At 61.7% G+C, this 24,215-nt stretch carries 25 protein-coding genes; 16 read left to right on the top strand and 9 right to left on the bottom strand.

Annotated features, from left to right (window positions below; translation table 11 throughout):
* Positions 1-48: 48 nt before the first annotated feature.
* Positions 49-2,178: a DUF3536 domain-containing protein gene (locus tag BMZ40_RS00950; RefSeq protein ID WP_092372271.1), complete on the bottom strand. Its 2,130-nt coding sequence runs from the start codon at positions 2,176-2,178 to the stop codon at positions 49-51.
* Positions 2,179-2,272: 94 nt separating this feature from the next.
* Here BMZ40_RS00950 and rdgC point away from each other — a divergent pair, with 94 nt between their 5' ends.
* Both rdgC and BMZ40_RS00940 read left to right on the top strand, forming a co-directional pair.
* Entirely contained in the window at positions 2,273-2,902 is a 630-nt protein-coding gene (gene rdgC, locus BMZ40_RS00945) for a recombination-associated protein RdgC (RefSeq protein ID WP_092372477.1), read from the top strand.
* A complete protein-coding gene (locus BMZ40_RS00940; RefSeq protein WP_092372270.1) occupies positions 2,902-3,423 on the top strand; it encodes a hypothetical protein in 522 nt (173 codons plus the stop codon). The genes rdgC and BMZ40_RS00940 overlap by 1 nt, the downstream gene beginning before the upstream one ends.
* Before the next feature lie 90 nt (positions 3,424-3,513).
* Here BMZ40_RS00940 and BMZ40_RS00935 read toward each other — a convergent pair whose 3' ends face one another.
* A complete protein-coding gene (locus BMZ40_RS00935) occupies positions 3,514-4,008 on the bottom strand; it encodes a PilZ domain-containing protein (protein WP_177192944.1) in 495 nt (164 codons plus the stop codon).
* Between the two features lie 344 nt (positions 4,009-4,352).
* Here BMZ40_RS00935 and BMZ40_RS00930 point away from each other — a divergent pair, with 344 nt between their 5' ends.
* Genes BMZ40_RS00930 through BMZ40_RS00890 form a run of 9 tightly spaced genes read left to right on the top strand, consistent with a single transcriptional unit; the run spans position 4,353 to position 11,698 of the window.
* Positions 4,353-5,408, top strand: a complete 1,056-nt coding sequence (locus BMZ40_RS00930; protein ID WP_092372476.1) for a BMP family ABC transporter substrate-binding protein — start codon at positions 4,353-4,355, stop codon at positions 5,406-5,408.
* 9 nt (positions 5,409-5,417) lie between these two features.
* On the top strand, positions 5,418-6,482 hold the full coding sequence (locus BMZ40_RS00925) for an ABC transporter permease (RefSeq protein WP_092372268.1): 1,065 nt from the start codon (positions 5,418-5,420) through the stop codon (positions 6,480-6,482).
* The gene (locus tag BMZ40_RS00920) at positions 6,479-7,399 is read left to right on the top strand and encodes an ABC transporter permease (RefSeq protein ID WP_092372267.1); all 921 of its coding nucleotides are present in this window, start codon (positions 6,479-6,481) and stop codon (positions 7,397-7,399) included. The genes BMZ40_RS00925 and BMZ40_RS00920 overlap by 4 nt, the downstream gene beginning before the upstream one ends.
* 9 nt (positions 7,400-7,408) lie before the next feature.
* Positions 7,409-7,894, top strand: a complete 486-nt coding sequence (gene gpt, locus BMZ40_RS00915; protein WP_015775398.1) for a xanthine phosphoribosyltransferase — start codon at positions 7,409-7,411, stop codon at positions 7,892-7,894.
* A 3-nt stretch (positions 7,895-7,897) separates the two neighbouring features.
* Positions 7,898-9,400, top strand: coding sequence for an ABC transporter ATP-binding protein (locus BMZ40_RS00910; RefSeq protein ID WP_092372266.1), 1,503 nt, complete (start codon positions 7,898-7,900; stop codon positions 9,398-9,400).
* Positions 9,393-10,055, top strand: coding sequence for a class I SAM-dependent methyltransferase (locus BMZ40_RS00905; protein ID WP_092372475.1), 663 nt, complete (start codon positions 9,393-9,395; stop codon positions 10,053-10,055). The genes BMZ40_RS00910 and BMZ40_RS00905 overlap by 8 nt, the downstream gene beginning before the upstream one ends.
* A 9-nt stretch (positions 10,056-10,064) precedes the next feature.
* On the top strand, positions 10,065-10,484 hold the full coding sequence (gene nikR / locus BMZ40_RS00900; protein ID WP_015775395.1) for a nickel-responsive transcriptional regulator NikR: 420 nt from the start codon (positions 10,065-10,067) through the stop codon (positions 10,482-10,484).
* Positions 10,484-11,308 carry a GTP cyclohydrolase FolE2 gene (gene folE2 / locus BMZ40_RS00895; RefSeq protein WP_092372265.1) on the top strand — a complete coding sequence of 275 codons (825 nt, stop codon included), beginning with the start codon at positions 10,484-10,486 and terminating at the stop codon, positions 11,306-11,308. Before nikR ends, folE2 begins: the two co-directional genes overlap by 1 nt.
* Positions 11,309-11,326: 18 nt before the next feature.
* The gene (locus tag BMZ40_RS00890) at positions 11,327-11,698 is read left to right on the top strand and encodes a flagellar basal body rod C-terminal domain-containing protein (RefSeq protein WP_092372264.1); all 372 of its coding nucleotides are present in this window, start codon (positions 11,327-11,329) and stop codon (positions 11,696-11,698) included.
* Positions 11,699-11,993: 295 nt separating this feature from the next.
* Here the strand turns inward: BMZ40_RS00890 and hslO are convergent, their stop codons facing one another.
* Together hslO and sfsA are read right to left on the bottom strand one after the other, a co-directional pair.
* Positions 11,994-12,869, bottom strand: a complete 876-nt coding sequence (hslO, locus tag BMZ40_RS00885; protein WP_092372263.1) for an Hsp33 family molecular chaperone HslO — start codon at positions 12,867-12,869, stop codon at positions 11,994-11,996.
* A gap of 4 nt (positions 12,870-12,873) precedes the next feature.
* Positions 12,874-13,596: a DNA/RNA nuclease SfsA gene (sfsA, locus tag BMZ40_RS00880; protein WP_092372262.1), complete on the bottom strand. Its 723-nt coding sequence runs from the start codon at positions 13,594-13,596 to the stop codon at positions 12,874-12,876.
* 85 nt (positions 13,597-13,681) lie between these two features.
* On the opposite strand from sfsA, the gene BMZ40_RS00875 reads away from it, so the two are divergent.
* The 3 genes from BMZ40_RS00875 to amrB are packed head-to-tail and all read left to right on the top strand — an operon-like array spanning position 13,682 to position 18,623.
* Positions 13,682-14,689 carry a sigma-54 interaction domain-containing protein gene (locus tag BMZ40_RS00875; RefSeq protein ID WP_092372261.1) on the top strand — a complete coding sequence of 336 codons (1,008 nt, stop codon included), beginning with the start codon at positions 13,682-13,684 and terminating at the stop codon, positions 14,687-14,689.
* Between the two features lie 31 nt (positions 14,690-14,720).
* Complete coding sequence (locus BMZ40_RS00870; RefSeq protein WP_092372260.1) at positions 14,721-17,801, top strand: tetratricopeptide repeat protein; 3,081 nt, start codon at positions 14,721-14,723, stop codon at positions 17,799-17,801.
* 9 nt (positions 17,802-17,810) lie between these two features.
* Positions 17,811-18,623, top strand: coding sequence for an AmmeMemoRadiSam system protein B (amrB, locus tag BMZ40_RS00865; protein WP_092372259.1), 813 nt, complete (start codon positions 17,811-17,813; stop codon positions 18,621-18,623).
* Positions 18,624-18,692: 69 nt separating this feature from the next.
* Here the strand turns inward: amrB and folD are convergent, their stop codons facing one another.
* The 3 genes from folD to BMZ40_RS00850 are packed head-to-tail and all read right to left on the bottom strand — an operon-like array spanning position 18,693 to position 21,714.
* Positions 18,693-19,538, bottom strand: a complete 846-nt coding sequence (folD, locus tag BMZ40_RS00860) for a bifunctional methylenetetrahydrofolate dehydrogenase/methenyltetrahydrofolate cyclohydrolase FolD (protein ID WP_092190234.1) — start codon at positions 19,536-19,538, stop codon at positions 18,693-18,695.
* A 53-nt stretch (positions 19,539-19,591) separates the two neighbouring features.
* On the bottom strand, positions 19,592-20,884 hold the full coding sequence (gene eno / locus BMZ40_RS00855; RefSeq protein WP_092372258.1) for a phosphopyruvate hydratase: 1,293 nt from the start codon (positions 20,882-20,884) through the stop codon (positions 19,592-19,594).
* Positions 20,881-21,714 carry a type III pantothenate kinase gene (locus tag BMZ40_RS00850; protein ID WP_245750989.1) on the bottom strand — a complete coding sequence of 278 codons (834 nt, stop codon included), beginning with the start codon at positions 21,712-21,714 and terminating at the stop codon, positions 20,881-20,883. The genes eno and BMZ40_RS00850 overlap by 4 nt, the downstream gene beginning before the upstream one ends.
* 124 nt (positions 21,715-21,838) lie before the next feature.
* Here BMZ40_RS00850 and BMZ40_RS00845 point away from each other — a divergent pair, with 124 nt between their 5' ends.
* Together BMZ40_RS00845 and BMZ40_RS00840 are read left to right on the top strand one after the other, a co-directional pair.
* Complete coding sequence (locus BMZ40_RS00845; protein ID WP_092372257.1) at positions 21,839-22,036, top strand: Trm112 family protein; 198 nt, start codon at positions 21,839-21,841, stop codon at positions 22,034-22,036.
* Positions 22,037-22,038: 2 nt separating this feature from the next.
* Positions 22,039-22,857 (top strand): TatD family hydrolase, encoded by an 819-nt coding sequence (locus tag BMZ40_RS00840; protein WP_092372256.1) that lies wholly within the window; start codon positions 22,039-22,041, stop codon positions 22,855-22,857.
* On the opposite strand, the gene BMZ40_RS00835 is transcribed toward BMZ40_RS00840, so the two are convergent.
* The gene (locus tag BMZ40_RS00835) at positions 22,846-23,154 is read right to left on the bottom strand and encodes a DUF4911 domain-containing protein (RefSeq protein WP_092372255.1); all 309 of its coding nucleotides are present in this window, start codon (positions 23,152-23,154) and stop codon (positions 22,846-22,848) included. The two genes, BMZ40_RS00840 and BMZ40_RS00835, sit on opposite strands and share 12 nt — an antisense overlap.
* Entirely contained in the window at positions 23,141-24,202 is a 1,062-nt protein-coding gene (locus BMZ40_RS00830) for a M24 family metallopeptidase (RefSeq protein WP_092372254.1), read from the bottom strand. Before BMZ40_RS00830 ends, BMZ40_RS00835 begins: the two co-directional genes overlap by 14 nt.
* Between the last annotated feature and the right edge of the window lie 13 nt (positions 24,203-24,215).

Below are 24,215 nucleotides of genomic sequence, written 5' to 3'. Positions count from 1 at the left end.
ATTTTTCGCCCTAAAATTTTTCGCCTAAAATTTTTTGCCCCTACGTTTCTAGACCTCAGGAACCGACAGCCCCAGCAGCATGCAAAGCTCCACGTGCACGCCCCTGTGCGGCACGGCCATGACCGTGTTCTGGACCTCCCACCAATAAATGGACAGCCCCACATGGCGTGAGCGGGTGATCAAATCCACCAGTGCGTGGGCCTGATCGGGCAGGGACAGGGCCATCTCGGTGCCACGCTCCTCAATCAGGCGTTGCAGCAGTTTGCGAATGCCTGCGTTGGCCCCGAACCAGGCCGCAAGAGAATCCTGCATGTCTTGCGGCAACTCCCCGCCTTCGAAAAGCCAGTTCCAGACCAGCCCTGGAATCTGCATGGCCAAAAGCTCCTGGGACACGCTTTGCCCTTCGGCGAAACCGGACAACAGTGGCGCCATTTCACGGGCAAGCAGGCAGGATTGCCGCAACAGTTCCCGTTCATGCTCCCTGGCCAGACGAAAGCCCACCTCGGCCTTGTGCCGGGAATGCGCCGAAAATTCTTCCGGCCCTGACAGCACGGCCGTTTCCTCCTCCAGGGTCCGGGTCCAGAAGCAGCGCAGCCTATATCCCTGTCCCTCGGGTTCAAGCTCAAGCCGAACGCCCGGCCAGGCCACCTCGGGCCGGTCGCCTGCCGCCGGAAAACGGCGCGGATAGGCGGCAAGCTCCTTTGATGACGGCCGCCTGGGCGTGACAAATTTCTCCCACAGGAACGCCCCGTCCCAGTCGTCGCGCATGTTCGACTGGGCTTCGGCCAGCACGCGCACAAACCCGGCCTCCACATCCGGCCCCCCTGTGGCCGCGAGCAGATCCAGGGCGCGTCTGGCGGAGGTCAGGCCATTGAGCGGTTCGATCCGGGCAATGTCATCGAAAAACCAGGCGCAGCTGGAAAAGGCGGCCAGGGCCAGCCTCTGCATGAGCAGCAACCGGCAGGCGTCGGTGCGCTGCGCCTGCTCAAGGCCGGGCAGACATTGCCTCTCAAGAAACGCCTCCAAGCTTTCGCTCCCGGCCAGAACCAGCCCGTACTCCCGCAGGGCCACGCCGCTGTCGCGGAAAAAAGCGCCGCCCCGTTTGAAAAAATGCTCGTCGGCATAGTATTTCAAATAGTTGAGACAACGCCGCAACGGTCTGCGCCAATCCTGCACCCAGTCCGGGTGGCCGCCGTCAGAGCACCCGCAGTGCGTTTTCCAGCGTTCCACTCCGTGCACGCAACTCCAGGAGCTGTTTTCATGGATCTGCGCCTCGTCCGTGGCCGGATGCGCCGCAAGGTAGGCGCCGTAGTTGGTCAGTCCGACTTCGTCGCGCCCCTCTCTGGACTGCTGAATGACGTAGGCCAGCGCCATCTCGCCGAACTTGAAATGATGCCCGTAGGACTCTCCGTCCGTAGCGATGTTGCCGAGACCCTCGGAAAAGGAACCGGACAACCTGGTCCAGAAATTTTCTCCGCTGCCGAGCAGGCGTTCGAAGGCCACGGCCCTGGAGACGGCCCCGTCATAAAAAAACACGCTTATTGACTTGCCTTGTGGGAGCCTGACCAGATAGGGCCGCGTGGTGTCGAGGCTGTCTTCGGTCACAGGATGAAATGCCCCGTCTGTCCCGAGAACGGCCCGAGCCTGACGGGGAGCCAGGATGGTAAAGCGGATGCCGGCCTTGGCCAGGGCTTCAAGCGTCGGAAGATCCACGGCGGTCTCGGCCAGCCACATGCCCTCGGGCTCCCGGCCGAAGCGAGTCCGGAAATCCTGGACGGCCCAGGCGATTTCCAGGTCCTTGTCCAATTCCGTCGCCAAGGGCATGATGGAGTGATGGTACACTTGAGCCAGGGCATTACCATGCCCCAGACGCTCAAGGCTCTGCCTGTCCCCCTCCAGAATGCGCGTGTAGGTCTCGGGAACATGAAGCTCCATCCAGCGCAGCAGGGTGGGGCCGAAATTGAAGCTCATCCATGCATAGCAATTGACAAGCTCGCTGATCATGCCCGTCCCGTCGAGTCGCCGCGCCCAGGCCAGGGGAGCGTAGCATTCCCTGGTGATGCGCGCGTTCCAGTCATGTTCCGGGGCGGCGCTGCCTTCCGGCAGCACGTCTTCGAGCCAGGGATCGAAGCGGGGCGGCTGATAAAAATGACCGTGTATGCAGAGTGCTTTGGACATGGGAACTCCGTGAAATTCGAGTGATGAATATAGACCTTTAAACAAAACCAAGATGCCGTCAAAGCACAAAGACGAAGACGGCGGGGAGGACGCCTTGGGATTCATGTCAGCAAGCGTGGGAATCACGCGCTACCGCATTGTGGAGGATGATATCCCTTCGAGCTTCTGGCACGAAGTGGACGAGCGGCTCAAACGCAACGCCTTCCGCGACATCGACGCCAGTGCCGAGGAGCGCAGTTTCGGCTGGGTCTCCTTCGACAACATGCTCGATCCGGAATTTGCCTTGTGCCCGCCAGAAAAAGGCCCATACCTGACCTTCACCCTGCGCCTGGACACGCGCCGCGTGCCGCCTGCGGTCATGAAAAAACATTTCGCCGTGGCCGTGAACGAGGCCATGCGATCCATGCGCGATCAGGGCAAGAAATTTCTGACCAAAGAACAGAAAACCGAGATCCGCGAGCAGGTCGAACTACGCCTGCGCGCCCGGACCCTGCCCATCCCGGCCTGCTTCGACGTGGTCTGGGACACGACCAGACAGCTGGTCTACATCGCCTCCACCCAGTCCAGGCTGACGGAACTCTTCGAGGAGCTTTTCACGCACACTTTCGGCCTCAATCTGGAGCCTCTGACTCCTTATTTTCTGGCTCTAAGCACCCTTGGGGCCGAACGTCAGGCCGAACTCGACGATTTTGAACCGACCGTTTTCGCCCAGGGAGGTGCATGATGGATCTTGAACGCGCGGAAACAGTGAGCCTCCTTCTGGGACAGGAATTTCTGACTTGGCTGTGGTTTGCCAGCGAAACCAGCAACGGACTTTTTCGGACCAGGGAAGGCGAGGCCTTCTCGGTCACGGTGGAGCAGAAGGTCTCGGTCCAGGGAGGCGAGGGAGAGGCCAGGGAAACGGCCGTGTGCAGCGGGCCCATGGCCGAACTGCGCGAGGCACGCATGGGGCTTCGCAATGGCAAGAAGGTCAACAAGGCCAAGGTCCGAGTCGAGCGGGACGAGGTCAGCTGGCAGGTGCTTCTGGACGCGGCCAACTTCACCCTGCAGGGCCTCAAAACCCCCAAGGTGGAAATGAAGCTGGAGGAAGGCGAAGACCCCGACGGGTGCATCCTCGAAAAGATCTATCTGCTGGAAAAATGCATGGATTACCTGGATCTGGTCTACGCACGCTTCCTCGACCTGCGCTTCAGTCCGCGCTGGAAAGAGGAAACGGAACACCTGCGCAGATGGCTGGAAGTGTAATCACGCCGCCCATACCGTCCACCCAGACGCAAAACGCCCCGGAACACCTGCGTGTCCCGGGGCGCAAAACCTCAACCCTGGCCAAAAAACTCAGTAGAGGTAGCTCTGCAAGGCCTGATAACTGTCCAGATCGGTGTCGTCGAAACTGGCGCCAACCTGGTAGCAGTCCGAAGTCTGGAAAACCCTCTTGCCCTGACACTGGATGGTGATAGGCCGATCTTCCCGCGGCAAGGCGAAAACGACATCAAAAGAGTCCAGCTCCTGATCGGCCAGATTGCAGCCATCACCGTTCTTGGGCACGACAAGATTGATCCCGCCCAGGGACAGGTTGGTTATCTTGCTGGCATGGAAATATTTTTGCGAGCCGACCTGACCGCTGATGATGGCTGGAATGGCCTTGTGCTGCCGCGGAAATCTGCGCCGATCCTCCAGCAGGATATCCTGCCCCGCCTGGGACTGAAGAAAATCCTGCAGGACGGCGTCGATAAACCCCGAAAGCGTGACCTTGTTCTTCTTGGCAAATTTTTTCAGCGATTTGCTGAAATCTTCCGTGGTCCTGAAACTTATCATCGTGTCTTTGGACATGTTTACTCCCTTCTCTGAAGCTATCCTGCGGGGCGAATGTAAGACAGTATGACAGAACCGTGCCGGAGGCATCAATATATCTTTATTTCAACATGTTAATACAAAAAGGACAAAAACCGGACCCCAGTACGCCATCAATTATTGTCTGTTTTTTTCCGGACTTTTCGCGTTCTTGTCAACAACTGTCTGACATTTGTCCGGTTTACATGGATGAAAGCATGGCTACCTGCCTGTTGCCAGCTTAGAGGGTATTGGCTATGTGCCATGTGCTTGGAACTCTCCCCACGAATGGGCGTCGTGCCCCGGGGCCACCCCTTGCAGCAACACATTACGGAGGACGGATGATGCGAAAATGTTTGCCCTTGTTCCTGCTGGCCTTTTTGGCCCTGGGATCAACCTGCTTCGCCGAAGACATGAAAGTTGGATTTGTCTATGTGTCCCCGGTGGGCGACGCCGGATATTCCTATGCCCATGATCAGGGCCGCCTGGCTGTCGAAGCCATGGACGGAGTGACCACGTCGTTTGTCGAATCCGTCGCCGAAGGCCAGGATTCCGAACGTGTCATCATGAACATGGCCCGCAAGGGGTATGACGTCATCTTCGCCACCAGCTACGGCTACATGGACCCCATGCTCAAAGTGGCCAAGGATTTTCCCAAGGTCAAGTTCCTGCACTGTTCCGGCTACAAGAACGCTGAAAACATGGCCAACTATTTCGGGCGCATCTATCAGGCCCGCTATCTGACCGGCATGGTCGCGGGCGCCATGACCAAGTCCAACGTTCTGGGCTACGTGGCGGCCTTCCCCATCCCCGAGGTCATCCGCGGCATCAACGCCTTCACCCTCGGCGCCCAGGCCGTCAATCCCGACGTGCAGGTCCGCGTGGTCTGGACCAAGACCTGGTACGACCCGGCGACGGAAAAAGAGGCTGGCAAGTCCTTGCTCGACGTCGGCTGCGACGTCATCGCCCAGCATCAGGATTCCCCCGGCCCGCAGGAAGCGGCCCAGGAACGCGGCGTCTACTCCGTGGGCTACAACACCGACATGTCCGCCTTTGCGCCCAAGTCACACCTGACCGCAGCCACTTGGAACTGGGGCCCGTTCTACACGGAAATGGTCCAGCAGATCAAGGACGGCACCTGGAAAAGCGACTTCTACTGGCACGGACTGGACAAGGGCATCGTCGACATCGCGCCCTTCGGCGAAATGGTCCCGGCCGATGTGCAGAAGACCGTTCTCGACAAGAAGGCGGAGATCGCCTCCGGCGCCTATCAGGTCTTCAGCGGCCCCATCAAGGATCAGGCCGGCGTCGAGAAAGTCGCCGCCGGTACGGTCATGGCCGATGGCGACCTGCTTGGATTCAACTGGTTCGTGCAGGGCGTTGTCGGCACCCTGGAATAAGGTCCCTCGATGCTTCAACTCAGCGCCGTACGACGACAGGAGCCCCTTGGCTGGGGCTCCTGTCTTGTTTTTCTGGCAGCCCTTGGCCTGGCTTTTGTCGTCAGCGGACTGCTCCTGGCCATGCAGGGCAAGCCGCCCGCAAGCGCCCTGTGGCTGCTTGTGCACAGCGCCTTCGGCTCCGGCTATGCCCTTGAGGACTGCCTGATCAAGGCCATTCCCATTTTTCTGTGTTCACTTGGCGTGGGCCTGACTTTTCGCCTGCAGATCTGGAACATCGGCGCGGAGGGCCAGTTCGCCCTGGGGGCCGTGGGCGCAACTTGGGCCGCCCTGACCTTTCCCGGCTGGCCCTGGTACGCCCTGCTGCCGACCATGCTGATCTGCGCCTCGCTGACCGGCAGCCTGTGGGGGATCATTCCCGCCGTGCTGCGCCTCAAGCTTAAGACCAACGAGATTATCGTCACCTTGATGCTCAATTACGTCGGCATCCTGATTCTCGAATATCTCGTCTATGGCGCATGGAAGGATCCGGGCAGCTTCGGCTTTCCCATGACCAGCGAATTCGTGCCCGCCGCCGTGGTCGCGCGCATCGGCGACACCCGCCTGAACTGGGGCCTGCTGCTCTGCCTGGCCATCGGAGTGCTGATGACGGTTTTCCTGCGCTCGACCCGCCTGGGATACGAGCTTCGGGCCTGCGGCGAAAATGTCCGCGCGGCCCGCTATGCTCGCATGCCCTACTCCCTGCTGGTGATCCTGGTCATGGGAGTGAGCGGAGCCTTGGCCGGTTGGGCCGGTTTTCTGGAAGCCTCGGCCACCCTCGGACGCCTGCAGCCGAGCATCATGTCCGGCTACGGCTACACGGCCATTGTCGTGGCCTGGCTCGCCAACCTCAATCCCCTGATCATCGCCGTGTCCTCCTTTCTTCTGGCTGGCCTGCGCGTGGGCATGGAAAGCCTGCAACTCGATCTGCAGATTCCGGCGGCCTTCGGCGCCATCATGGAAGGCTTCATCCTTCTGGCCGTGCTGGCCGGAGGCTTCTTCTCGCGTTACCGCCTGCACCTGCGGAGGATCGGATGACCCCTGAAATTCTGCTCGCCCTGCTGGCGGCCACGGTTCAGGCCGGAACCCCGATCCTGTACGCCACCCTGGGGGAGATCCTCACCGAGAAAGGTGGCATCCTGAACCTCGGCGTGGAAGGCATGATGCTGGTCGGCGCCCTGGTCGGATTCCTCACGGCCCTGCACACGGGCTCGCCAGTGCTGGCCTTCGTGGCTGGCGGATTGGCAGGAGCCTGCATGGCCGCGCTGCACGGCGTCGTCTGCATCTGGTTCATGGGCAACCAGGTCGTCTCCGGACTTGCCCTGACCATTTTTGGCACGGGACTGGCCGGATTTTTCGGCACGCCCTACATCGGCCGCACCGCCCCCGGCTTCGACAAGTTCTCCCTGCCCGTTCTTGGCGACCTGCCCGGCCTGGGCACGATCTTCTTCCAGCAGGACGCCCTGGTCTATCTTTCCTACATCATTCCGCCGCTGCTGTGGGCCTTCTTCCGCTACACCCGCTGGGGCATGGCCGTCCGCGCCGCCGGGGAGAGTCCCGCCGCGACACGGGCCGCCGGCCTGAACGTTCTGGCCTATCGCTGGGCGGCACTGCTGGGAGGCGGGATGCTGGTCGGTTTCGGCGGAAGCTACCTGAGCCTTGCCTACACTCACCTGTGGACCAACGGCCTGACTTCCGGCCGGGGCTGGATCGCCGTCGCCCTGGTCATCTTCGCCTTCTGGCGCCCGAGCCGGGCCATGATCGGCGCCTACCTCTTCGGCGGAGTCATGGCTTTTCAGCTCCGTCTGCAGGCTATGGGCACGGCGTTGCCCTCGTCCATCCTGCTCATGCTGCCCTATGTATTGACCATCGCGGCCCTGGCCTTCTCGTCATGGCGCAGCGATCGCACCCAAGCCCCGGCCGCTCTGGGCGTGAACATGGAACCTTCTGAATAGGAAACCTTTATGACCGAAAACAGATATCAGCGCACCTACCCCATCTCCTGGGACCAGTTGCACCGTGACGCCAAGGCCCTCTCCTGGCGGCTCCTGGACAAGGATTTCTTCAACGGCATCATCGCCGTGACCCGTGGGGGCCTCGTGCCGGCCGCGATCATCGCCCGCGAACTGGACATCCGTCTGGTGGATACGATCTGCGTGTCCAGCTACGACTGGAAAAACCAGAAGGGCGAGGTCAAGCTTTTGAAAGGCATCGAGGGCAACGGCGAGGGCTGGCTCATCATCGATGACCTGGTCGACACCGGCCGTACGGCCAAGCTCATCCGCGAACTGCTGCCCAAGGCCCACTTCGCCTCCGTCTACGCCAAACCCGCTGGACGCCCGCTGGTGGACACCTTCGTCACCGAGGTCAGCCAGGACACCTGGATCCTCTTTCCGTGGGACACGGAATCGCAGTTCGTGCAGCCCATCGCCGGGATGCGGCAGGGCTGAGGCGTGTCAGCTTCCACGGCCGCGGTCAGTCTGCGCGGCATCACCAAGGTCTTCGGCGCGGTCCGGGCCAACAACGACATCAGTCTGGACATCCACGCAGGCCGGATAAAAGCCCTGCTTGGCGAAAACGGGGCGGGCAAGAGCACGCTCATGTCCATCCTGGCCGGGCATTACCTGCCCGACAGCGGCCGGATACTGATCGACGGCCACGAAAGCGCGCTGCGATCGACCAAGGACGCCATCAGAGCCGGAATCGGCATGGTCTATCAGCACTTCATGCTGGTGGAGGCCATGACCGTGGCCGAGAACGTCTTCCTGGGCCAGGAGCCGGGCTTCTTTCTCTCTCCCCGTGAAATGCGCGAGCAGGTCCGAACGCTGGCGCAAGGTTTTGGCTTGGACATCGACCCGGCCGCACGCGTGGCGGACCTGTCCATGGGCGAAAAGCAACGGGTTGAAATCCTGAAGCTCCTGCAACGCAAAAGCCGTATCCTCATCTTCGACGAACCAACGGCGGTGCTCACGCCCCAGGAGGCGCAGCAGCTCTTCACGGCCCTGCGCAGCATGGCGGCTCAGGGCAAGGCCATCGTCTACATCTCCCACAAGCTGGGCGAAGTCATGGCCTTGGCCGACGAGATCGCCATCCTGCGCCGGGGCGAAGTGGTGGACGAGCTTCCGGCCGGCGACGTGCATTCCCCGGCCGACCTGGCCCGGCGCATGGTCGGGCGGGAAGTGCTGCTGGAAGTGCACCGCGAACCCATGGAGCTGCGGCAGAACGTGCTGCGCATGCAGGATGTCGGCACCGAAACCTTGAGGGACGTTTCCCTCAGCCTGAGACAGGGCGAAATCCTGGCCGTGGTCGGCGTGGCCGGCAATGGCCAGAAGGATCTGGTCGAAGTCGTGTGCGGCCTGAAGGAGCCCCGCAAGGGCGAGGTCAACGTGCTCGGCAAGAGCTGGCAGGCCTTCTTCTCCGAACCTGCCTGGCAGGGGGGGCTGAGCTACATACCCGAAGATCGCATGGGCCTGGCCGTATGCCGGGGCATGGACCTGGTCGATAATTTCCTGCTGACCACCCGCCAGGGCTACTGTTCTTCGGTCTGGCTGCAGCGCGACAAGGCCAAGGCAGTGGCCCAGGAGCTGGTCCGTCAATTCAAGGTCTCCCCACCCGATGTGCACTGCCAGGCCAGACAGCTTTCGGGCGGGAATCTGCAGAAAATGGTCCTGGCGCGGGAATTTCATCGCAGGCCACGTCTCATCGTCGCGGAGCAGCCCACCCAGGGCCTTGACGTCTCGGCCATCGAGGAAGTCTGGGCCACTCTGCTCGCGGCCCGCGAAGAGGCCGGAATACTGCTCGTCACCGGGGACCTGTCCGAGGCCCTGGCGCTGGCTGATCGCGTCGCGGTCATGTATGGAGGAGCCATCGTGGACACCTTCCCGGCGGACGACCGGCAGCGCGTTGACCGCATCGGACAGATGATGGCAGGCATGAAGCCCGGCGATGATGACTGAAATTTCCGAGCCCCACGGACAGCTCACGGTGACCGCCGCCGGCAGGTCCTGGACCCTGGAGCGCCCGGCGGACCTTGAATCCCTCTGGCAATCCATGGACGAGGACGACCCGGAGGCCGAAGAGCACATCCCCTACTGGGTGGAACTCTGGCCCGCCACCCTGGCCCTTTGCGGCTGGCTGGCCCGGCAGGAACTGGCCGGACGCAGGTGCCTGGATCTGGGCTGTGGCCTTGGTTTGTCCGCCCTTGTGGCCGCAAACCTCGGCGCGCGGGTTGTCGGGATGGATTACGAGCAAGGCGCCCTGCACTTCGCGGCCAGAAACGCCCGCATCAATTCCGTCCCTTCGCCGCTTTGGGTGCGCATGGACTGGAACAAACCAGGCCTTGCGCCGGCATGCTTCGACCGCATCTGGGGCGGCGACATTTTTTACGAGCAGCGGTTTTTCGAACCCTTGGAAAATCTTTTGCTGTGCAGCCTGGCTCCGGGCGGCAAGGTCTGGTTCGGCGATCCCGAACGGACCGTGTCGAGCACGGTGTGGTCCAGGTTTTCCCGCCGGGGCTGGCGGGTCAGGAATCAGAGCCGGGAAGTGGTCCCCTTTGACCAGGCTCGCATGACGGTCAACGTGTGGGAACTCTCTCGCCCTTTAGCGATTTAAGGAGGAATGATGGGTCAGACTATTCGTTTTGGAGTGTCGCTCGACTCCGATCTACTGGAAAAATTTGACGCGCTGTGCGAGGAACGCTGCTATCAGACGCGCTCCGAGGCCATCCGCGACCTTATCCGAGGCACCCTGGTGCAGAAGGAATGGGAAGACCTGAACAAGGAGATGGTCGGCACCCTGACCCTGGTCTATGACCATCATCATTCCGACCTCGCGCAAAAGATGACCGAAATCCAGCATTCATCGCTGGATGTCATCGTAACGTCCCTGCACATCCATCTCGACCATCACAACTGCATGGAAGTGCTCATCCTGCGCGGCCCGGGCCAGGACATCAAAGCCACCGCGGAACGGCTCATCTCCACCAAGGGCGTGAAGCACGGCAAACTCAATCTGGCCACCACCGGCCAGGACCTGACCTGATGCGCGACGTACAGAGCGGCCCGGCGGATGTGGCCCTGCGCATCGACCGCGTGGGGGTCAAGAACCTGTCCATTCCCCTGACGGTGCGCGACCGGGCCAAGGGACGCCTGCACACCGTGGCGCGCGTGGACCTCAGCGTGGATCTACCTGCGGAATTCAAGGGCACGCACATGAGCAGGTTCCTTGAAGCCCTGCGTGACATGGACACGACCCTGGATGCGGACAGCTGTAAGAATCTGCTGCTGGATCTGCGCGATCGCCTGCACGCCGAAAGCTCGCACCTGTGCTTTCTTTTCACCTACTTCATGGAACAGCGCGCCCCGGTCACGGGCAGCCCGGCACTCATGGATTATTCCTGCTTTCTGCGCGGGGTGCTGCGCGACGGCGAGGTCAGCCTGATGCTCGGCGTGGAAGTGCCGGTCATGACCGTGTGCCCCTGTTCCAAGGCGATCTCCCGCGAAGGCGCTCACAGCCAGCGGGCCATGGTCCGCATAGAGGCGCAGTGCCTGGGCATGCTCTGGCTTGAGGATCTCATCGCCATCGCGCAGGAATCCGGATCCTCGCCGGTTTACGCCCTTTTGAAACGCGAGGACGAGAAATACGTGACCGAAGCGGCCTTCGCCGCCCCGACCTTCGTGGAAGATGTGGTGCGCGGCGCGGCGGCGCGACTGGCCGCACATCCCAAGGTAAACGGATTTCGGGTCGAGGTGGAATCCTTTGAATCCATCCACAACCACAGCGCCTATGCCTGCATCGACCAGATGGACGAAGACACCGACGCAGGCCACGCAGGCCTTGACGGAAGTCCCGCCCGCGTTAGATAGTTTGATTGGAGGTGCGCCATGATGGAAAATGTTCAGGCCTTGCAGGCCATCAGTTTTTCCCAGCAGGTCGCGGCCGACAACGTGGCCAACATGAACACGAACGGCTTTCGTTCCAGCCGGGTCGAATTCGAGACCGGCCCGAACGGCCAGGGCGTTCAGGTTCAGGATGTCTATGAAAACACCGCCGCCGGGCCGCTGGTGCCGGGCGGGGAGTACGTCGAGACCGACGAGGGGCTGCGCTACGAAGAGCTGCTGGTCGAAGGATCAAACACCGACCTGGCCACAGAAATGGTGCAGATGATTGAAAACGAACACGCCTTCGCCGCCAACGCGGCCGCCCTGCACACCCAACTGGACATGACCGGCGTGATCATCAACATGATGGTCTGATTTTTTGACACGCGCGAAACAGCAAGGCCGCTTTCCGTAAAGGAGAGCGGCCTTTTTCACGTCCATTGCCGGCCATTGCCCCATAGGCATGGATTCCCGCCTGCGCGGGGATGACTTCGGTACAGACCAGCTCGACTGCGCCCCAGGCCATGGATCCCCGCTTACGCGGGGATGACTAGTGAACTTGATGGAAAGAACGAGCGGCTGCGCATGGATCCATGCCTTTTTCAACAGGATAGTCAGGCCCCCCGGAGTGCAGGGGGCGCCCTTCCTGCCCGCCGGAGGCATTTTGCCTCTAATGCCGCTCCTCGGCCAGACGGCGCAGGTCGTCCGAGGTAAATGCGTATGGTTCCCGGCAGAATTCACAGGTGATGACGGTGTCTTCGCCCTGCTCGGCGAGGCTTTTGATTTCTTCCACACCAAGGGTGATAAGCGCCTGTTCGATGCGGTCGCGGGAACAGCCGCAATGGAAGGCCACGTCCTGATGCCCGAGAATTTCAAAGGGAATATCCCCAAAAATCCTGTCCAGCACCTCTTTGGGGGTCGCGCCTTCCAAAAGCATCTTGGCCAGGGGCGGAAGGGCCTTTATCCGCTGCATCAGGGCATCCAGGGCCTCCTCGTTGGCCGGAGGCAGGGACTGAATCAGAAATCCCCCGGCCACGGCGATTCCGCCGCGATCGTCGGGGATTGTGGTCAGGCCCATGGCCGAGGGCGTCTGTTCCGAATCCGTCAGATAGTAGGCGATGTCTTCGGCGATTTCGCTCGACACGAGATTGACGACGCCCTGGTAGGGGGCCTTGAGCCGCAAGTCCTTGGTAACGGTCAAAAGGCCCGCCCGGCCCAGGGCTCCGGGGATGTCGAAGCGCCCGTCCTTGAGCGGCAGATCCACCGCCGGGTTGCCCACGTAGCCATGCACGAGGCACATGGGATCGGCCTCGACCACGATCTTGCCCAGCGGACCGTTGCCCTCGAATTTAAGGGCCACGCGCTGCCGCCCTTTGAGGAGCGCGCCCAGAAGCACGGCCCCGGTCATGGCGCGGCCCAGAGCCACGGAAGCGGTCGGGAGAGTGGCGTGCCGAGAACAGGCCTCGCGCACTGTGGCGGTGGTCAGGCAGGCCATGGCGCGCACATTGGCCTCATCGGAGATGACGCGGACAAGCTGATCGTTCATGTGATTATCCAGATTGGGTTGAATTTCGGGAAACAAGCGGCAAGCGGGCTCCAAGGGCGATGCCCTCAGGGCTTGCGTGCACGACGTGGGGCAAAAACTCCACGCCCTTGCCCACGGCCATCCAAAAAAGCTCGGCAAAGCGCGGATCTATGAAATCCGCCGGTCCGAAGCATCCGCCGTCGGGACGCTGTACCGCCAGAAAGACGCCCACCCGCACGCCGCTCTGGGCCAGATTCATGAGTTCGAGCAGATGCTTCTGCCCGCGCTCCGTGACCGCGTCCGGAAAGCAGGCCACCCCATCCTCGACCATGGTCACGTTCTTGGCCTCGATCCAGAATTCTCCGGATGGCCCGGACAGCCTGGCGTCGAGGCGGGAATCCCCGTGCACCGCCTCGGGTGTGAACTCTGGATAACCGCGAAGCTCCGGCATGGCCGCCGTCTCCCAGGCCCTTTTGAGCAGCCGGTTGGGAGTTGACGTATTGACCCCGATCCAATCGCCGCATGGCCGGACCAGCTCAAGGGTGTAGGGCAGCTTTCGCTTCGGGGACTCGGCAGGGGAAATGAACACCTCCATGCCGGGACGCAACAGGCCGAGCATGGATCCGGAATTGTTGGTGTGCACAGTCACCGGTCGGCCGTCCAGGAGCACGTGAACCAGAAAACGTTTCTCGCGAGCGACAAAGACGGCGCTACGGCTTCGGGGGGGAAATTTCAAGAGATGATGCATTTTTGGAGTTGCTTTTCCGTCATAATCTTGACAGTTAGGCAGTATCAGAACAGCGTTGAAGCTCATCAACGTTCCAGGAGAGGCCATGTCATTTGATACGTGTGGAATAATTGGAAAGAGTTCCGCCTTGCAAGAGGTATTTCGGATCCTCGCCAAAGTGGCCCCTTCGGACAGCACGGTCCTGGTCACGGGAGAATCCGGAACCGGCAAGGAACTCCTTGTGCGCGCCCTGCATCGCAACAGCGGCCGGGCGGACAAGCCCTTCGTGCCCATCAACTGCGGGGCCATCCCGCGCGAGTTGCTGGAATCGGAACTCTTCGGGCATGAAAAAGGCGCTTTCACGCATGCCATCCGGACCAAAATAGGCCGCTTCGAAATGGCGAATGGCGGCACGGTGTTCCTGGATGAAATCGGAGAGATGGATCTCTCCCTGCAGGTCAAGATCCTGCGCGTTCTGCAGGAGCGGGAGTTCGAGCGGGTCGGAGGCGGCAAGACCATCAAGGCCGACGTGCGCGTGGTCGCGGCGACCAACCGTGATCTGGAAGAGGAAGTCCGCAAGGGCACCTTCCGCGAAGATCTCTTCTACCGCCTGAACGTCATCCCCATCACCCTGCCCCCCCTGCGCGAACGCGGCGGGGACGTGCTGGTCCTGGCGCACCATTTCCTGAAGCACTTCTGCGTGAATCGCCGTAACTGCGTTCTCGAAATGGCCGAGGACGCACGAGAGATCCTGGCCCGTTATTCCTGGCCCGGCAACGTGCGCGAGCTGGAAAATTTCATGGAACGCATGTCCATCTTGTGTGATGCCGACCACATCGGAATCGTTGACCTGCCCGACAAAATCCTGCGTGAAACCGGCGTCGAGGTGCCAAAGCGCCCCATGCCGACGATGGATGCGGGCTTCCGCTGGCCCGAACTCCAAGACTTGCGGGACCAGCAGCTGGGCCTGAAGGAATTCCTGGACCAGGTCGAAGAGCGGCTCTTGAGCGAAGCACTGGGGGAAGTTGACGGAGTCAAGAACAAGGCCGCCGAAGTTTTGGGCATCAAGCGGACCACGCTTATTGAGAAGCTCAAAAAAAAGAACATGTTGTAACAATGTGCCCAATTCTTGCTTACAGCAGCCCGTGCGCACACGCCCCCTTGCCAGCCTGATCTGGCTCCTCGTCCCGGCCATTCTGGGCCTGATACCATTGCACGCCGCCCATGGCGCGGTTTTGACGTGGAACAAGCTGCCAAATGGCGAAGAACTTGTCTTCAAGTTCGACAGTGTCCTGCCCATTGCGGAGCCAAGGCAGCGTGGCCTGGCTCAGGTTCAGATCTCCATCCCGTGGAGTTTCTGGCAAAGTGAACGCAAACCGACAATCCCCGATTTCTCTTCCTCCAAGCTTGTCCAAGAGGTCCTGATCAGCCCGGACGGCGTCTTCATTCAAACGCGGTCGAGCGACTTCATTTTATCCTCTTCCTCGGATTCCAAACGCAAGGAACTCTCCATCGAGCTGTATCCTCCCGCGCCCCCCGAGTCCGAAAAACCTGAACCAGCCTCGCCCACGCCCAAAGGCGGGGGCAACGCCACCGATACCAACGCCAGCGCGGAGACTTCCCCGCCCCAGGATCAAGCCCTGACCGAGGAAGACACAGCTCAAGACGCAGGTCCCGAAGCGCAGGCAGCATCGAACTCGTCAGCGGAGGCAAGCCCGGAAAATGCCACCGGCGTCAATCAGGAAGATTTGCTCGCGGAAGATTCGTCACTTTCGGGGCTGGCCTCCGTGCGCAGCAAAATAGTGCGTCCTGGTCAGGATCCGCCGGATCCGATGGCGCAGGAGCCTCCGCAGTCCGTAGTCCGCCGCCCCATCGATCGCGCCGCGACGCCTCCCGGCCAAACCCCGCAAACGTCTTCCGCTGACGAGGCGAAGACGGACGCAGGCGCTTCGGAACAACTCCCGCCTGCGTCCCTGCCTTCCAACACAACGGCACCCGGGCAAAACGCGACGCAGCCCCTGGTCACGGGTCCGGACACGCCGGAGGTCAATCAAACTGGCGAACTCCCGGACACGGTCCAGTCCGACATCACGCCTCCGGAACCTGCCCCCGCCACGACCACCCAAAAACCCGGCAACGAGAATGCCGATATGGCGCAATCGCCCACACCGTCCGCCATCATTGCGCCCGAAACAATACTCGAGCCGGAGCCCACGGATTCCCAGACAAACCAGACCGTGAACGCATCGGACATCTCCGGCAGCGCCGAGGACAACAGCACGGCCGAGCTTGAGGAATTGTACAAAACCGCTCAAACCGCCTTGATCGTAGGCGACCTGGCTACGGCGCGCACAGCGGTGACAAACATGATCGAGCACCCCAAAATTTCCGAAACGCTGTACGAAGAATTGCTCTACACCTTGGCCGACATCACCATGAAGGAAGGGCTTGCGGACCTTGAGGGCAATTTCGCCTCGATCCTGGAAGCCTACGAGACCGCCAAGAACTCGAACCTTAATTCACGCAATGTGCCCGAGGCCATCTCTCGCATCGGATACCTTCACCTCTTCGTGGGCAACGTGCCCGAAGCCAAAGGCTACTTCGACTTCCTGCGCAGGAAATACCCGGACGATCGCCGGGTGGCCATGATCGACTATTACTGGGGCGAACACTACCTACGGCTCAAGGAATACAGCCGGGCCGCCGAGCACTTCCAATACGCGATCCAGAACTTTCCCATGAGCCTGGCCGTGCAGCCGAGCACGGTCGGACTGCTCAGGGCATTCACGGGGCTGGGATATTTCGAAAAAGCCCTTCAAGTAGTGGACAACATTGAAAAACGTTGGCCAAGCTATTACCTGAGCGACCCGTCCTTTCTGATGTCCGCCGGGTATGCCGCCATGCTCAGCGGCAATCCGGCCCGGGCCAAGGACTATTTCTGGGCCTATGCCAACATCGTCCCGGACGCCCCGGATGTGGACGTGGCCATGGCCCGTATCGGCGACATCCTCCTCAAGGAAAACAATCCCGAAGCGGCCCGCGAGATATATCACCGCACTTCCGAGGCCTACCCGGCCAGGGAAGGCGGCCTCATCGCCAAGATGCGCCTGGCCGAGGAAGGCGTTCTCGACCAGCCGAGCATCGCGGACATGAATCCCGTATTCAGCCGCCCCGAATCGAATCCCGAGCAGATCTACAACAGCATCCTGGAACATGCGGACAGCCCGCTGGCTCCCGTGGCACGGCTCAAGCTGGCCATGTGGCACCTCTGGAACAAGAAGTATGACGCGAGCCTGGAGGAAATCCGTCGGTTTCAGGACGAGCATCCGGAGCACGAACTGCTGCCCAAGGCTCGGGAAGTGGCGGACACGGCGCTTCGGGACTGGCTCACCAACGATCTTGAGCTTGAGGATTTCAATGGTGCGGTGCTGCACTGGGGCGCGCACGAAAACATGTATCAGGACCGCGACGTGGACCCTCGAATCAGGCTGATCGTGGCCACGGCCCTCATGCAGACCGGCCGCTCCCAGGAAGCTCTGGACATGGCCAGGCCGTTCGTTTTCGGCTCCGCCCCCAGGGGAGAATTTTCCGAGCCCGGCCTGGAGGTGACCCTGGCCATGCAGGTGGAGCTGCAAAAATGGCGGGACATCCTGGAACTGTCCAAAAAGGTCGAATCCTGGAATCTGGGACAGGAGCGGCAGCGACAGGTGGATTACGCGACGGCCCTGGCCCATGAAAAACTGGAGCAGTCCGCCAGTGCCGGACCGCTGTGGACCAAGCTGGCCACCGACATGGGCCTGACCGACACGCAGCGTGGTTACGCCCACTATTTCCTGGGCCGGGACGCGCTGGGCGCAGGACGGCTTGAACAGGCCACCATCCTTGGACAGGAAGCCCTGACGCTGCTGCAGAAGGAGAAAAGCGACATCCCGAAGCTCAAGGAAACCTTGGAACTCCTGATCCAGGCCGCCGAGAAAAGCGGCCGCGCCCAGGACGCGCTGGCCTGGACCCTGGAGTACGACGGCTATGTTGACGAGAATGACGCGGACTGGCCCGCGCACACCTATCGCAAGGCCCTGCTCTTCAAGAAGAACTCGGAAACGGACAAATGGCGGGAAAACTTGAACCGCCTCAAGGAACTCTTCCCAAACTCCCTGCATGGTCGTATGGCTGCCGCAGAACTCGAAGGGACACGGATCGAAAGGGAAGTACGAAAATTTCGCTAGGAGGCAGACATGAGTTTTGATCGCGAGCCCGTTGTCGCGGGCCAGTTTTATGCCGGACGTCAGGACCAGTGGCTGGCAACCGTGCAGGCGTGCATGCGCGGTGAAAAAGAGAATGAGAAAACCACCAAACTGGCCATGGTCCCCCATGCCGGACACGTCTTTTCAGGCGGCGTCGCGGGGCAGACCCTGGCCCGGGCCAAATTGACGGATACAGTGATCCTGCTTGGCCCCAACCACACCGGCATGGGCGCGCCCATGGCCGTATGGCCGGACGGCAAATGGCTGCTGCCCGGCGCCGCCATGGACGTTGACGCCGAACTGGCCGCCGCACTTCTGGCGGCGGAACCGGCCTTGACCGCCGACCGCGTGGCCCATCTTCAGGAGCACTCCCTCGAAGTCATCCTGCCCTTTCTATGGGCCAAGAACCCGGAAATGCGCATCATCCCCATCGCAGTGGGCGACCCCAGGCCGCACAAGCTCGGTGGCGCGGCGACCAAGATCGCCGAAGTGCTCGCGAAGCTCGGCCGGGAAGTATCCGTCGTGGTCAGCTCGGACATGAACCACTTCGCGTCCGACGAAAAAACCCGCGTCATCGACCGGCACGCGCTGGACCGCATCCTGGCCCTGGACCCCATGGGTTTTTACGGCAAGGTGCGGGAGGAGAACATCTCCATGTGCGGCGTGCTGCCCATGACCCTCGGCATGCACCTGGCCAACATCCAGGGCGCGAAAAAAGCGGAGCTGGTGGCCTACGCCACATCGGCGGACGTGAACGGAGACGTGTCCAGAGTGGTGGGCTACGCAGGGATCATCATCGAGTAGGATTGGCGGCGGGAAAAAGAAAATTCGGGGAAGGGGCCAAAACGGCCCCTTTGCTGTTTTACGAGGCCTTTAGCCCATGTGTTCCACGTAGGCTTCGACCGTGTTGACCAGGAGCTGGGCGATGGTCATGGGGCCCACTCCGCCGGGCACCGGAGTCATGGCCGAAGCCACGTCCTGCAACCCTTCAAAATCACAATCCCCGACCAGGCCAAGCTCGGTCCTGTTGATGCCCACGTCGATGACCACGGCTCCAGGCTTGACCATGTCGCGCGTCACGAACTTGGGAATGCCCACGGCGGCCAGGACGATATCGGCGCTGCACACCTCGGCGGCGATGTTCCGGGTCCGGGAATGACAGACCGTAACCGTCGCGTTCTTCTGCAGCAGCATGAGCGCCAAAGGCTTGCCTACAATGTTGCTGCGTCCGATGACCACCGCCTTCTTTCCGGACACGTCTATGCCGTGGCGCTCCATGAGGGTCATGATTCCCGCCGGCGTGCAGGAGCGCAGACAGGGCAGGCCCAGCGCCAGGCGGCCCATGTTCACGGGATGGAAGCCGTCCACGTCCTTGGAAGGGCTGATCAGGTCAAGGCAGCGCTGGCTGTCCAGGCCCTTGGGCAGGGGCAGCTGCAACAGCAATCCGTCAATGGCGGGGTCGCTGTTCAGGAACATGATCGTGTCTTCCAGCTGCGCCTGCGGAATATCCTCCGGCAGGCGAAAGCCCTTGGAGATGATGCCCACGTCCTCGCAAGCCCGCTCCTTGTTGCGGACATAGACCTGCGAGGCGGGATCGCCGCCGACCAGGATCACGGCAAGGCCCGGCGCCCGCCCATGCCTTGCCGTCAGCACCGCGACCTGATCCTTGAGTTCCTGACGGATGATGGCGGCCGTCTTTTTTCCGTCGATGATTTGCATGTTGTCCTCGGCTGAAAATAAAAAAGGCGCACCGAAGTGCGCCATAGGGGTTGTTATTCTTCGTCAAACCAGTTGGCGGCCATGGCCGGTCCAAAATAGACGCCCTGCGAATCCAGGTCTTCCTCGATGCGCAGCAGCTGGTTGTACTTGGCCATGCGGTCGGAGCGGCACAGGGAGCCGGTCTTGATCTGCCCGGCGTTCACGGCCACGGACAGGTCAGCGATGAAGCTGTCCTCGGTCTCGCCGGAGCGATGGGAGATGACCGTGGCGAAAGAGGCTTCCTTGGCCATTTCGATGCAGTCCATGGTCTCGGTCAGCGTACCGATCTGGTTGAGCTTGATGAGGATGGCGTTGCCCACGCCGCGCATGATGCCGTCGGCCAAAAGGGCCGGGTTGGTGACGAAAATGTCGTCGCCGACCAGCTGCAGGCGGTCGCCCAGCACGTCGGAGAGAACTTCCCAGCCGTCCCAGTCCGCTTCGGCCAGGCCGTCCTCGATGGACACCAGCGGGAATTTTCCGGCCAGATCGGCGTAGTAGTCGGTCAGTTCACGCGCGGTCAGGATCTTGTTCTCACCGACGAAATGGTACTTGCCGTCCTTGTAGAATTCCGAGGCGGCGGCGTCGATGGCCAGGGCGATCTGGCTACCGGGCTCGTATCCGGCTTCCTCGATGGCCTTCATGATGTATGTGAAAGCCTGCTCGTGACTGGCGAAATTGGGAGCAAATCCGCCCTCGTCGCCGACGGAGGTGGCCAGGCCATCCTTGTGCAGGATCTTCTTCAGGGTGTGAAAGGTCTCGGCACCCATGCGCAGGGCTTCCTTGAAGCTGGCCGCGCCGAGCGGCAGGATCATGAACTCCTGGATGTCCAGGTTGTTGGCCGCGTGCGCTCCGCCGTTGATGATGTTCATCATGGGCGCGGGCAAGACCTTGGCGTTGATGCCGCCGATGTATTTGTAGAGCGGCAGGCCCAGAAATTCCGCGGCGGCCTTGGCCGTGGCCATGGACACGCCGAGCATGGCGTTGGCGCCCAGGCGAGACTTGTTCTCGGTGCCGTCCAGCTCGATGAGGGCCTGATCCACTTCCACCTGGCGGATGGCTTCAAGGCCGATGATCTCGGAGGCGATCTCTTCCATGACGTTGCGCACGGCCTGCTCAACGCCCTTGCCGCCAAAGCGGTCGGCGTCGCCGTCGCGCAGTTCGAGGGCTTCACGCGTGCCCGTGGATGCGCCTGAAGGCACGGCGGCGCGGCCCGTGGCGCCCGATTCGAGGGTGACTTCCACTTCAACGGTGGGGTTGCCCCTGGAATCCAGAATCTCCCGGGCCCAAATACCTGTGATGGTGCTCATGATTGCTCCCTTGCGTTCCTTGGTGAATGTTTCTGAAAATATGCGGCCAAAAGGCCCTGCATGAGCAGGTCCGGGGCCAGATTGTCGATGCATGAGGTGATGGCCGCCAAGTGCGGGGCAAAACCGCCCGTGGCGATGACGCGGGCGTCGGGAGCGGCCAGACGTTTCTTGAGCCGCGCGGTCAGCCCCTCCAGCATGGCCGCGAAGCCAAAGAGCACGCCGTGATTGAGACTCTGCCGGGTGCTGGTGCCGATGTCCAGGTCCGCGCTGCCCGGTTCCAGGCTGATCTGGGGCAGCTTGGCGGTCTGGGTGCCCAGCGCCGTGACCGAACTGAGCACACCCGGACAGATGAGCCCGCCCAAATAGGAGTTGCCCTGCACGCAGTCGAACGTCGTGGCCGTGCCAAAATCGACGACAATGAGCGTCTCGTCGTCAAAAAGGGTCCGCGCCGCGAAACCGCCCAGTAGACGGTCCGCGCCGACTTCCTGCGGTCTGGCGTAGCGGTTTTCGAGCGGCAGCGCGATGTCACCGGGCACGAACAGGGCCGGACAGGAAAAAAAATCCGCGCAGGCGGCCTTCAGCAGGCTGTTCATGGGCGGCACCACGGACGACAGCACCCAGGCCTGCACCTCGCCCTCGGCCACGCCCTCGCGGGCGCAGATTCCTGCGATGCAAAGGCCCAGGGAATCGGAAGTCTCCCGGTTGGTGGAGGGCAGCGAATAGGTCCGGCCAAGGCCGTTTTCGTCCGCCAGACAAAGCTTCACGTTGGTGTTGCCCACATCGAAGAGCAGCACCGGTCCCCCGGAGAGTGTTTTATTGCCATGCATCATGGGAGCGGTTGTATCGCATTGGTTTGAAAACTCAAGGACCGGGTGGCATCTGTCCGCTTGTAACGCGTTTTCGTTCAGGATAAGCCCCTCTTCAACATCTTACCATTCATCATGTGGAGGAAACATGGCCCTGAACAAGGAACTTCTGCAAATTCTGGCCTGCCCCAAATGCAAGGGCGACCTGGAACTCATCGGTCAGGAAGAAGGTCTCAAATGCGCTTCCTGCGGCGTCGTCTACCCTGTGCGCGAGGAAATTCCGGTCATGCTCATCGACGAAGCCATCGCCGTTGAAAAGTGGGACCAGGGCGTGCGCGAGAAATAACGATGAGCAAAAAGAAAGAGCGGCAGCTTCCCGAAACCCTGGGGCTACCCCCAGTGGGAGCGGACAGCCATGCCCATCTTGACGGCCGGGACAATGACGTGGACGCGGTTCTGGCGCGGGCCCTGGCCTGCGGTGTGCGCACCGTGGGCAACGTCTTTCTGGGCCCTGCGGCCTACCGCGAAGGACGGGCCCTTTTCGAGCGTCACGACGATGTTTTTTTCCTGCTCGGAGTGCACCCGCACGAAGCCGCGAAAATGACGGACGCCGATCTTGCAGACATGCGCCAGGCGTTCTCGACCGATCACAGGCTACGCGCGGTAGGCGAGATCGGCCTTGACTACTTCTACGACTTCTCCCCCCGCGAAACGCAGCAGCTGTGGTTCCGCCGCCAGCTGGAACTGGCCCTGGAGCTTGATCAGCGCGTGGTCATCCACTGCCGCGACGCCGAGGACGACTGCCTGGAAATCCTGGATGAAATGGGTCTTGGCGGTCGGCCCCTGCTCTGGCACTGCTTCGGTCTTGGGCCGGAATGGGCGGAAAAACTGCTCCGGCGCGGCTGGCACCTCTCCGTGCCCGGCACGGTCACATACGCCAAATCCGAAGCCCTGCGCGAAGCGGTCCGGATCATCCCGGCGGACAGGTTGCTCCTTGAAACCGACGCCCCCTACCTCTCCCCTGAGCCCTACCGGGGCAAACGCAACGAACCCGCCCTGCTGGGCTTCACGGCCCTAGAAATCGCCCTGCTTCGCGGCGAAAATCCGCATGAATTGTGGGCGCGCTGCGGCGACAACGCGAGAGGCTTTTTCGGCCTAGCCGGCTGAGCATCCCGGCGGTTCGATGATTTTCGCGCCCTGGCCCACAAGCACTTCGCGCAGAGTCCGCTCCGCGCCGGGCGTGAAGCGCAGCTTGATCACGGCCCGGTAGCGATCGACCACGCTCATGATGGCCAGGTTGTCGTAGCCTTCGAGCAGAAAGCGATAGAGGGCGATCCGGTTGCGGGGCACCTCGGCGTAAAGGACCCTGCTGTTAAGGCACGCCGGCGCGGGGTTCTTCTCCTTGCGGGGCTTTCGGGGCCGAGACTTGCGCGGTACCGGTGATGACGGCTCAGAGCACTTCATGACCGTCCTCGGTGACCACGACCATATGTTCCCAGCGCACTCCACCCCACTGCGGATAATACAGACCCGGCTCCACGGTGATGACCATGCCGGGCCTGAGCACCGTAGGACGAACAGGGCCGACTCCCGGAGCCTCGTGCGTTTCAAGGCCGATGCCGTGCCCAAGGGAATGCGTGAAATGCTCGGCCACCCCGTGCCGCGCGAAAAACTCCCTGGCCGTGGCGTGCAACTCATCGGTGCCAACCCCCGGAGCGACTCTGGCGATGGCCAGGGACTGGGCTTCCTGCACCAGGGCAAGGGTGCGCTTGAACTCGTCCGTGGGCTCGTCCCCGATCCACCATGTACGGGTCTGATCCGAGCAGTAACCATCCAGCCGTCCACCCATGTCGATCAGAACCGGAGTCTGCGCCACAAGGCGGGCATCTGCGGGCGTGGCGTGCGGCAAGGCTCCGTTGGGACCGAACCCGACAATGGGCGCGAAACTGAGGCTCTCGGCTCCCCCTTCCCGGAATTCCTTCTCCAGCATCCAGGCCACTTCCCGTTCCGTAACGCCGGGCACCAGCTTCGGCCGAAGGGCCTCGTAAACCCGGTGGTTCAATGCGCAGGAGGCCCTGAGCCTTGCCAGTTCCTCGCCATCCTTGACCGTGCGCAGCTTTTCCACCAAGCGCGGGGCCTGGCGCAAGGCCAGCATCCCGGCCAGCTCCAGATACATGCCCGCGCACATGGCATGGGTTTCAACCCACAGTTCGCTAACGCCAAGGCTCTTCACGAACCGGGCTATCTTTTCGACGCGCGGCGCCCCGTACACATGCACATGTTCGCCTGGCCAGTGCCGCCGGGCCTCCTCCGTGAAACGGGCATCGGTCAGCAGCCAGTCCGGTCCGTCCAGGCGGATCAGCAGGCAGCCCGAGCTTTCGTTACATTGCCCGTCATGCAGTTCGAAGCCCGACAGATAAAAACGGTTGGCCGGATGGACCACGAGCAGGGCATCGATGTCCTGCTCCTGCATGAGATTTTTCAGTCCTTGAAGACGCTTGGCATGGTTCATGGTCGATACGCCT

The sequence above is a fragment of the Desulfomicrobium apsheronum genome, assembly GCF_900114115.1.
Taxonomy (GTDB): domain Bacteria; phylum Desulfobacterota; class Desulfovibrionia; order Desulfovibrionales; family Desulfomicrobiaceae; genus Desulfomicrobium; species Desulfomicrobium apsheronum.
Note: the sequence above shows the minus strand (reverse complement) of the source record. Positions and strands in the feature narration are given on the sequence as shown.

What these genes read in the sequence shown, in the direction of transcription:
- hslO (WP_092372263.1), bottom strand. Translation starts at nt 12,869, where the DNA reads ATGAACGATCAGCTTGTCCGCGTCATCTCCGATGAGGCCAATGTGCGC.
- BMZ40_RS00835 (WP_092372255.1), bottom strand. Translation starts at nt 23,154, where the DNA reads ATGAAGTGCTCTGAGCCGTCATCACCGGTACCGCGCAAGTCTCGGCCC.
- BMZ40_RS00925 (WP_092372268.1), top strand. Translation starts at nt 5,418, where the DNA reads ATGCTTCAACTCAGCGCCGTACGACGACAGGAGCCCCTTGGCTGGGGC.
- BMZ40_RS00875 (WP_092372261.1), top strand. Translation starts at nt 13,682, where the DNA reads ATGTCATTTGATACGTGTGGAATAATTGGAAAGAGTTCCGCCTTGCAA.
- sfsA (WP_092372262.1), bottom strand. Translation starts at nt 13,596, where the DNA reads ATGCATCATCTCTTGAAATTTCCCCCCCGAAGCCGTAGCGCCGTCTTT.
- BMZ40_RS00890 (WP_092372264.1), top strand. Translation starts at nt 11,327, where the DNA reads ATGATGGAAAATGTTCAGGCCTTGCAGGCCATCAGTTTTTCCCAGCAG.
- amrB (WP_092372259.1), top strand. Translation starts at nt 17,811, where the DNA reads ATGAGTTTTGATCGCGAGCCCGTTGTCGCGGGCCAGTTTTATGCCGGA.
- BMZ40_RS00845 (WP_092372257.1), top strand. Translation starts at nt 21,839, where the DNA reads ATGGCCCTGAACAAGGAACTTCTGCAAATTCTGGCCTGCCCCAAATGC.
- BMZ40_RS00920 (WP_092372267.1), top strand. Translation starts at nt 6,479, where the DNA reads ATGACCCCTGAAATTCTGCTCGCCCTGCTGGCGGCCACGGTTCAGGCC.
- BMZ40_RS00940 (WP_092372270.1), top strand. Translation starts at nt 2,902, where the DNA reads ATGGATCTTGAACGCGCGGAAACAGTGAGCCTCCTTCTGGGACAGGAA.
- BMZ40_RS00840 (WP_092372256.1), top strand. Translation starts at nt 22,039, where the DNA reads ATGAGCAAAAAGAAAGAGCGGCAGCTTCCCGAAACCCTGGGGCTACCC.
- BMZ40_RS00830 (WP_092372254.1), bottom strand. Translation starts at nt 24,202, where the DNA reads ATGAACCATGCCAAGCGTCTTCAAGGACTGAAAAATCTCATGCAGGAG.
- BMZ40_RS00905 (WP_092372475.1), top strand. Translation starts at nt 9,393, where the DNA reads ATGACTGAAATTTCCGAGCCCCACGGACAGCTCACGGTGACCGCCGCC.
- BMZ40_RS00930 (WP_092372476.1), top strand. Translation starts at nt 4,353, where the DNA reads ATGCGAAAATGTTTGCCCTTGTTCCTGCTGGCCTTTTTGGCCCTGGGA.
- gpt (WP_015775398.1), top strand. Translation starts at nt 7,409, where the DNA reads ATGACCGAAAACAGATATCAGCGCACCTACCCCATCTCCTGGGACCAG.
- nikR (WP_015775395.1), top strand. Translation starts at nt 10,065, where the DNA reads ATGGGTCAGACTATTCGTTTTGGAGTGTCGCTCGACTCCGATCTACTG.
- eno (WP_092372258.1), bottom strand. Translation starts at nt 20,884, where the DNA reads ATGAGCACCATCACAGGTATTTGGGCCCGGGAGATTCTGGATTCCAGG.
- BMZ40_RS00850 (WP_245750989.1), bottom strand. Translation starts at nt 21,714, where the DNA reads ATGATGCATGGCAATAAAACACTCTCCGGGGGACCGGTGCTGCTCTTC.
- BMZ40_RS00950 (WP_092372271.1), bottom strand. Translation starts at nt 2,178, where the DNA reads ATGTCCAAAGCACTCTGCATACACGGTCATTTTTATCAGCCGCCCCGC.
- folE2 (WP_092372265.1), top strand. Translation starts at nt 10,484, where the DNA reads ATGCGCGACGTACAGAGCGGCCCGGCGGATGTGGCCCTGCGCATCGAC.
- folD (WP_092190234.1), bottom strand. Translation starts at nt 19,538, where the DNA reads ATGCAAATCATCGACGGAAAAAAGACGGCCGCCATCATCCGTCAGGAA.
- BMZ40_RS00935 (WP_177192944.1), bottom strand. Translation starts at nt 4,008, where the DNA reads ATGTCCAAAGACACGATGATAAGTTTCAGGACCACGGAAGATTTCAGC.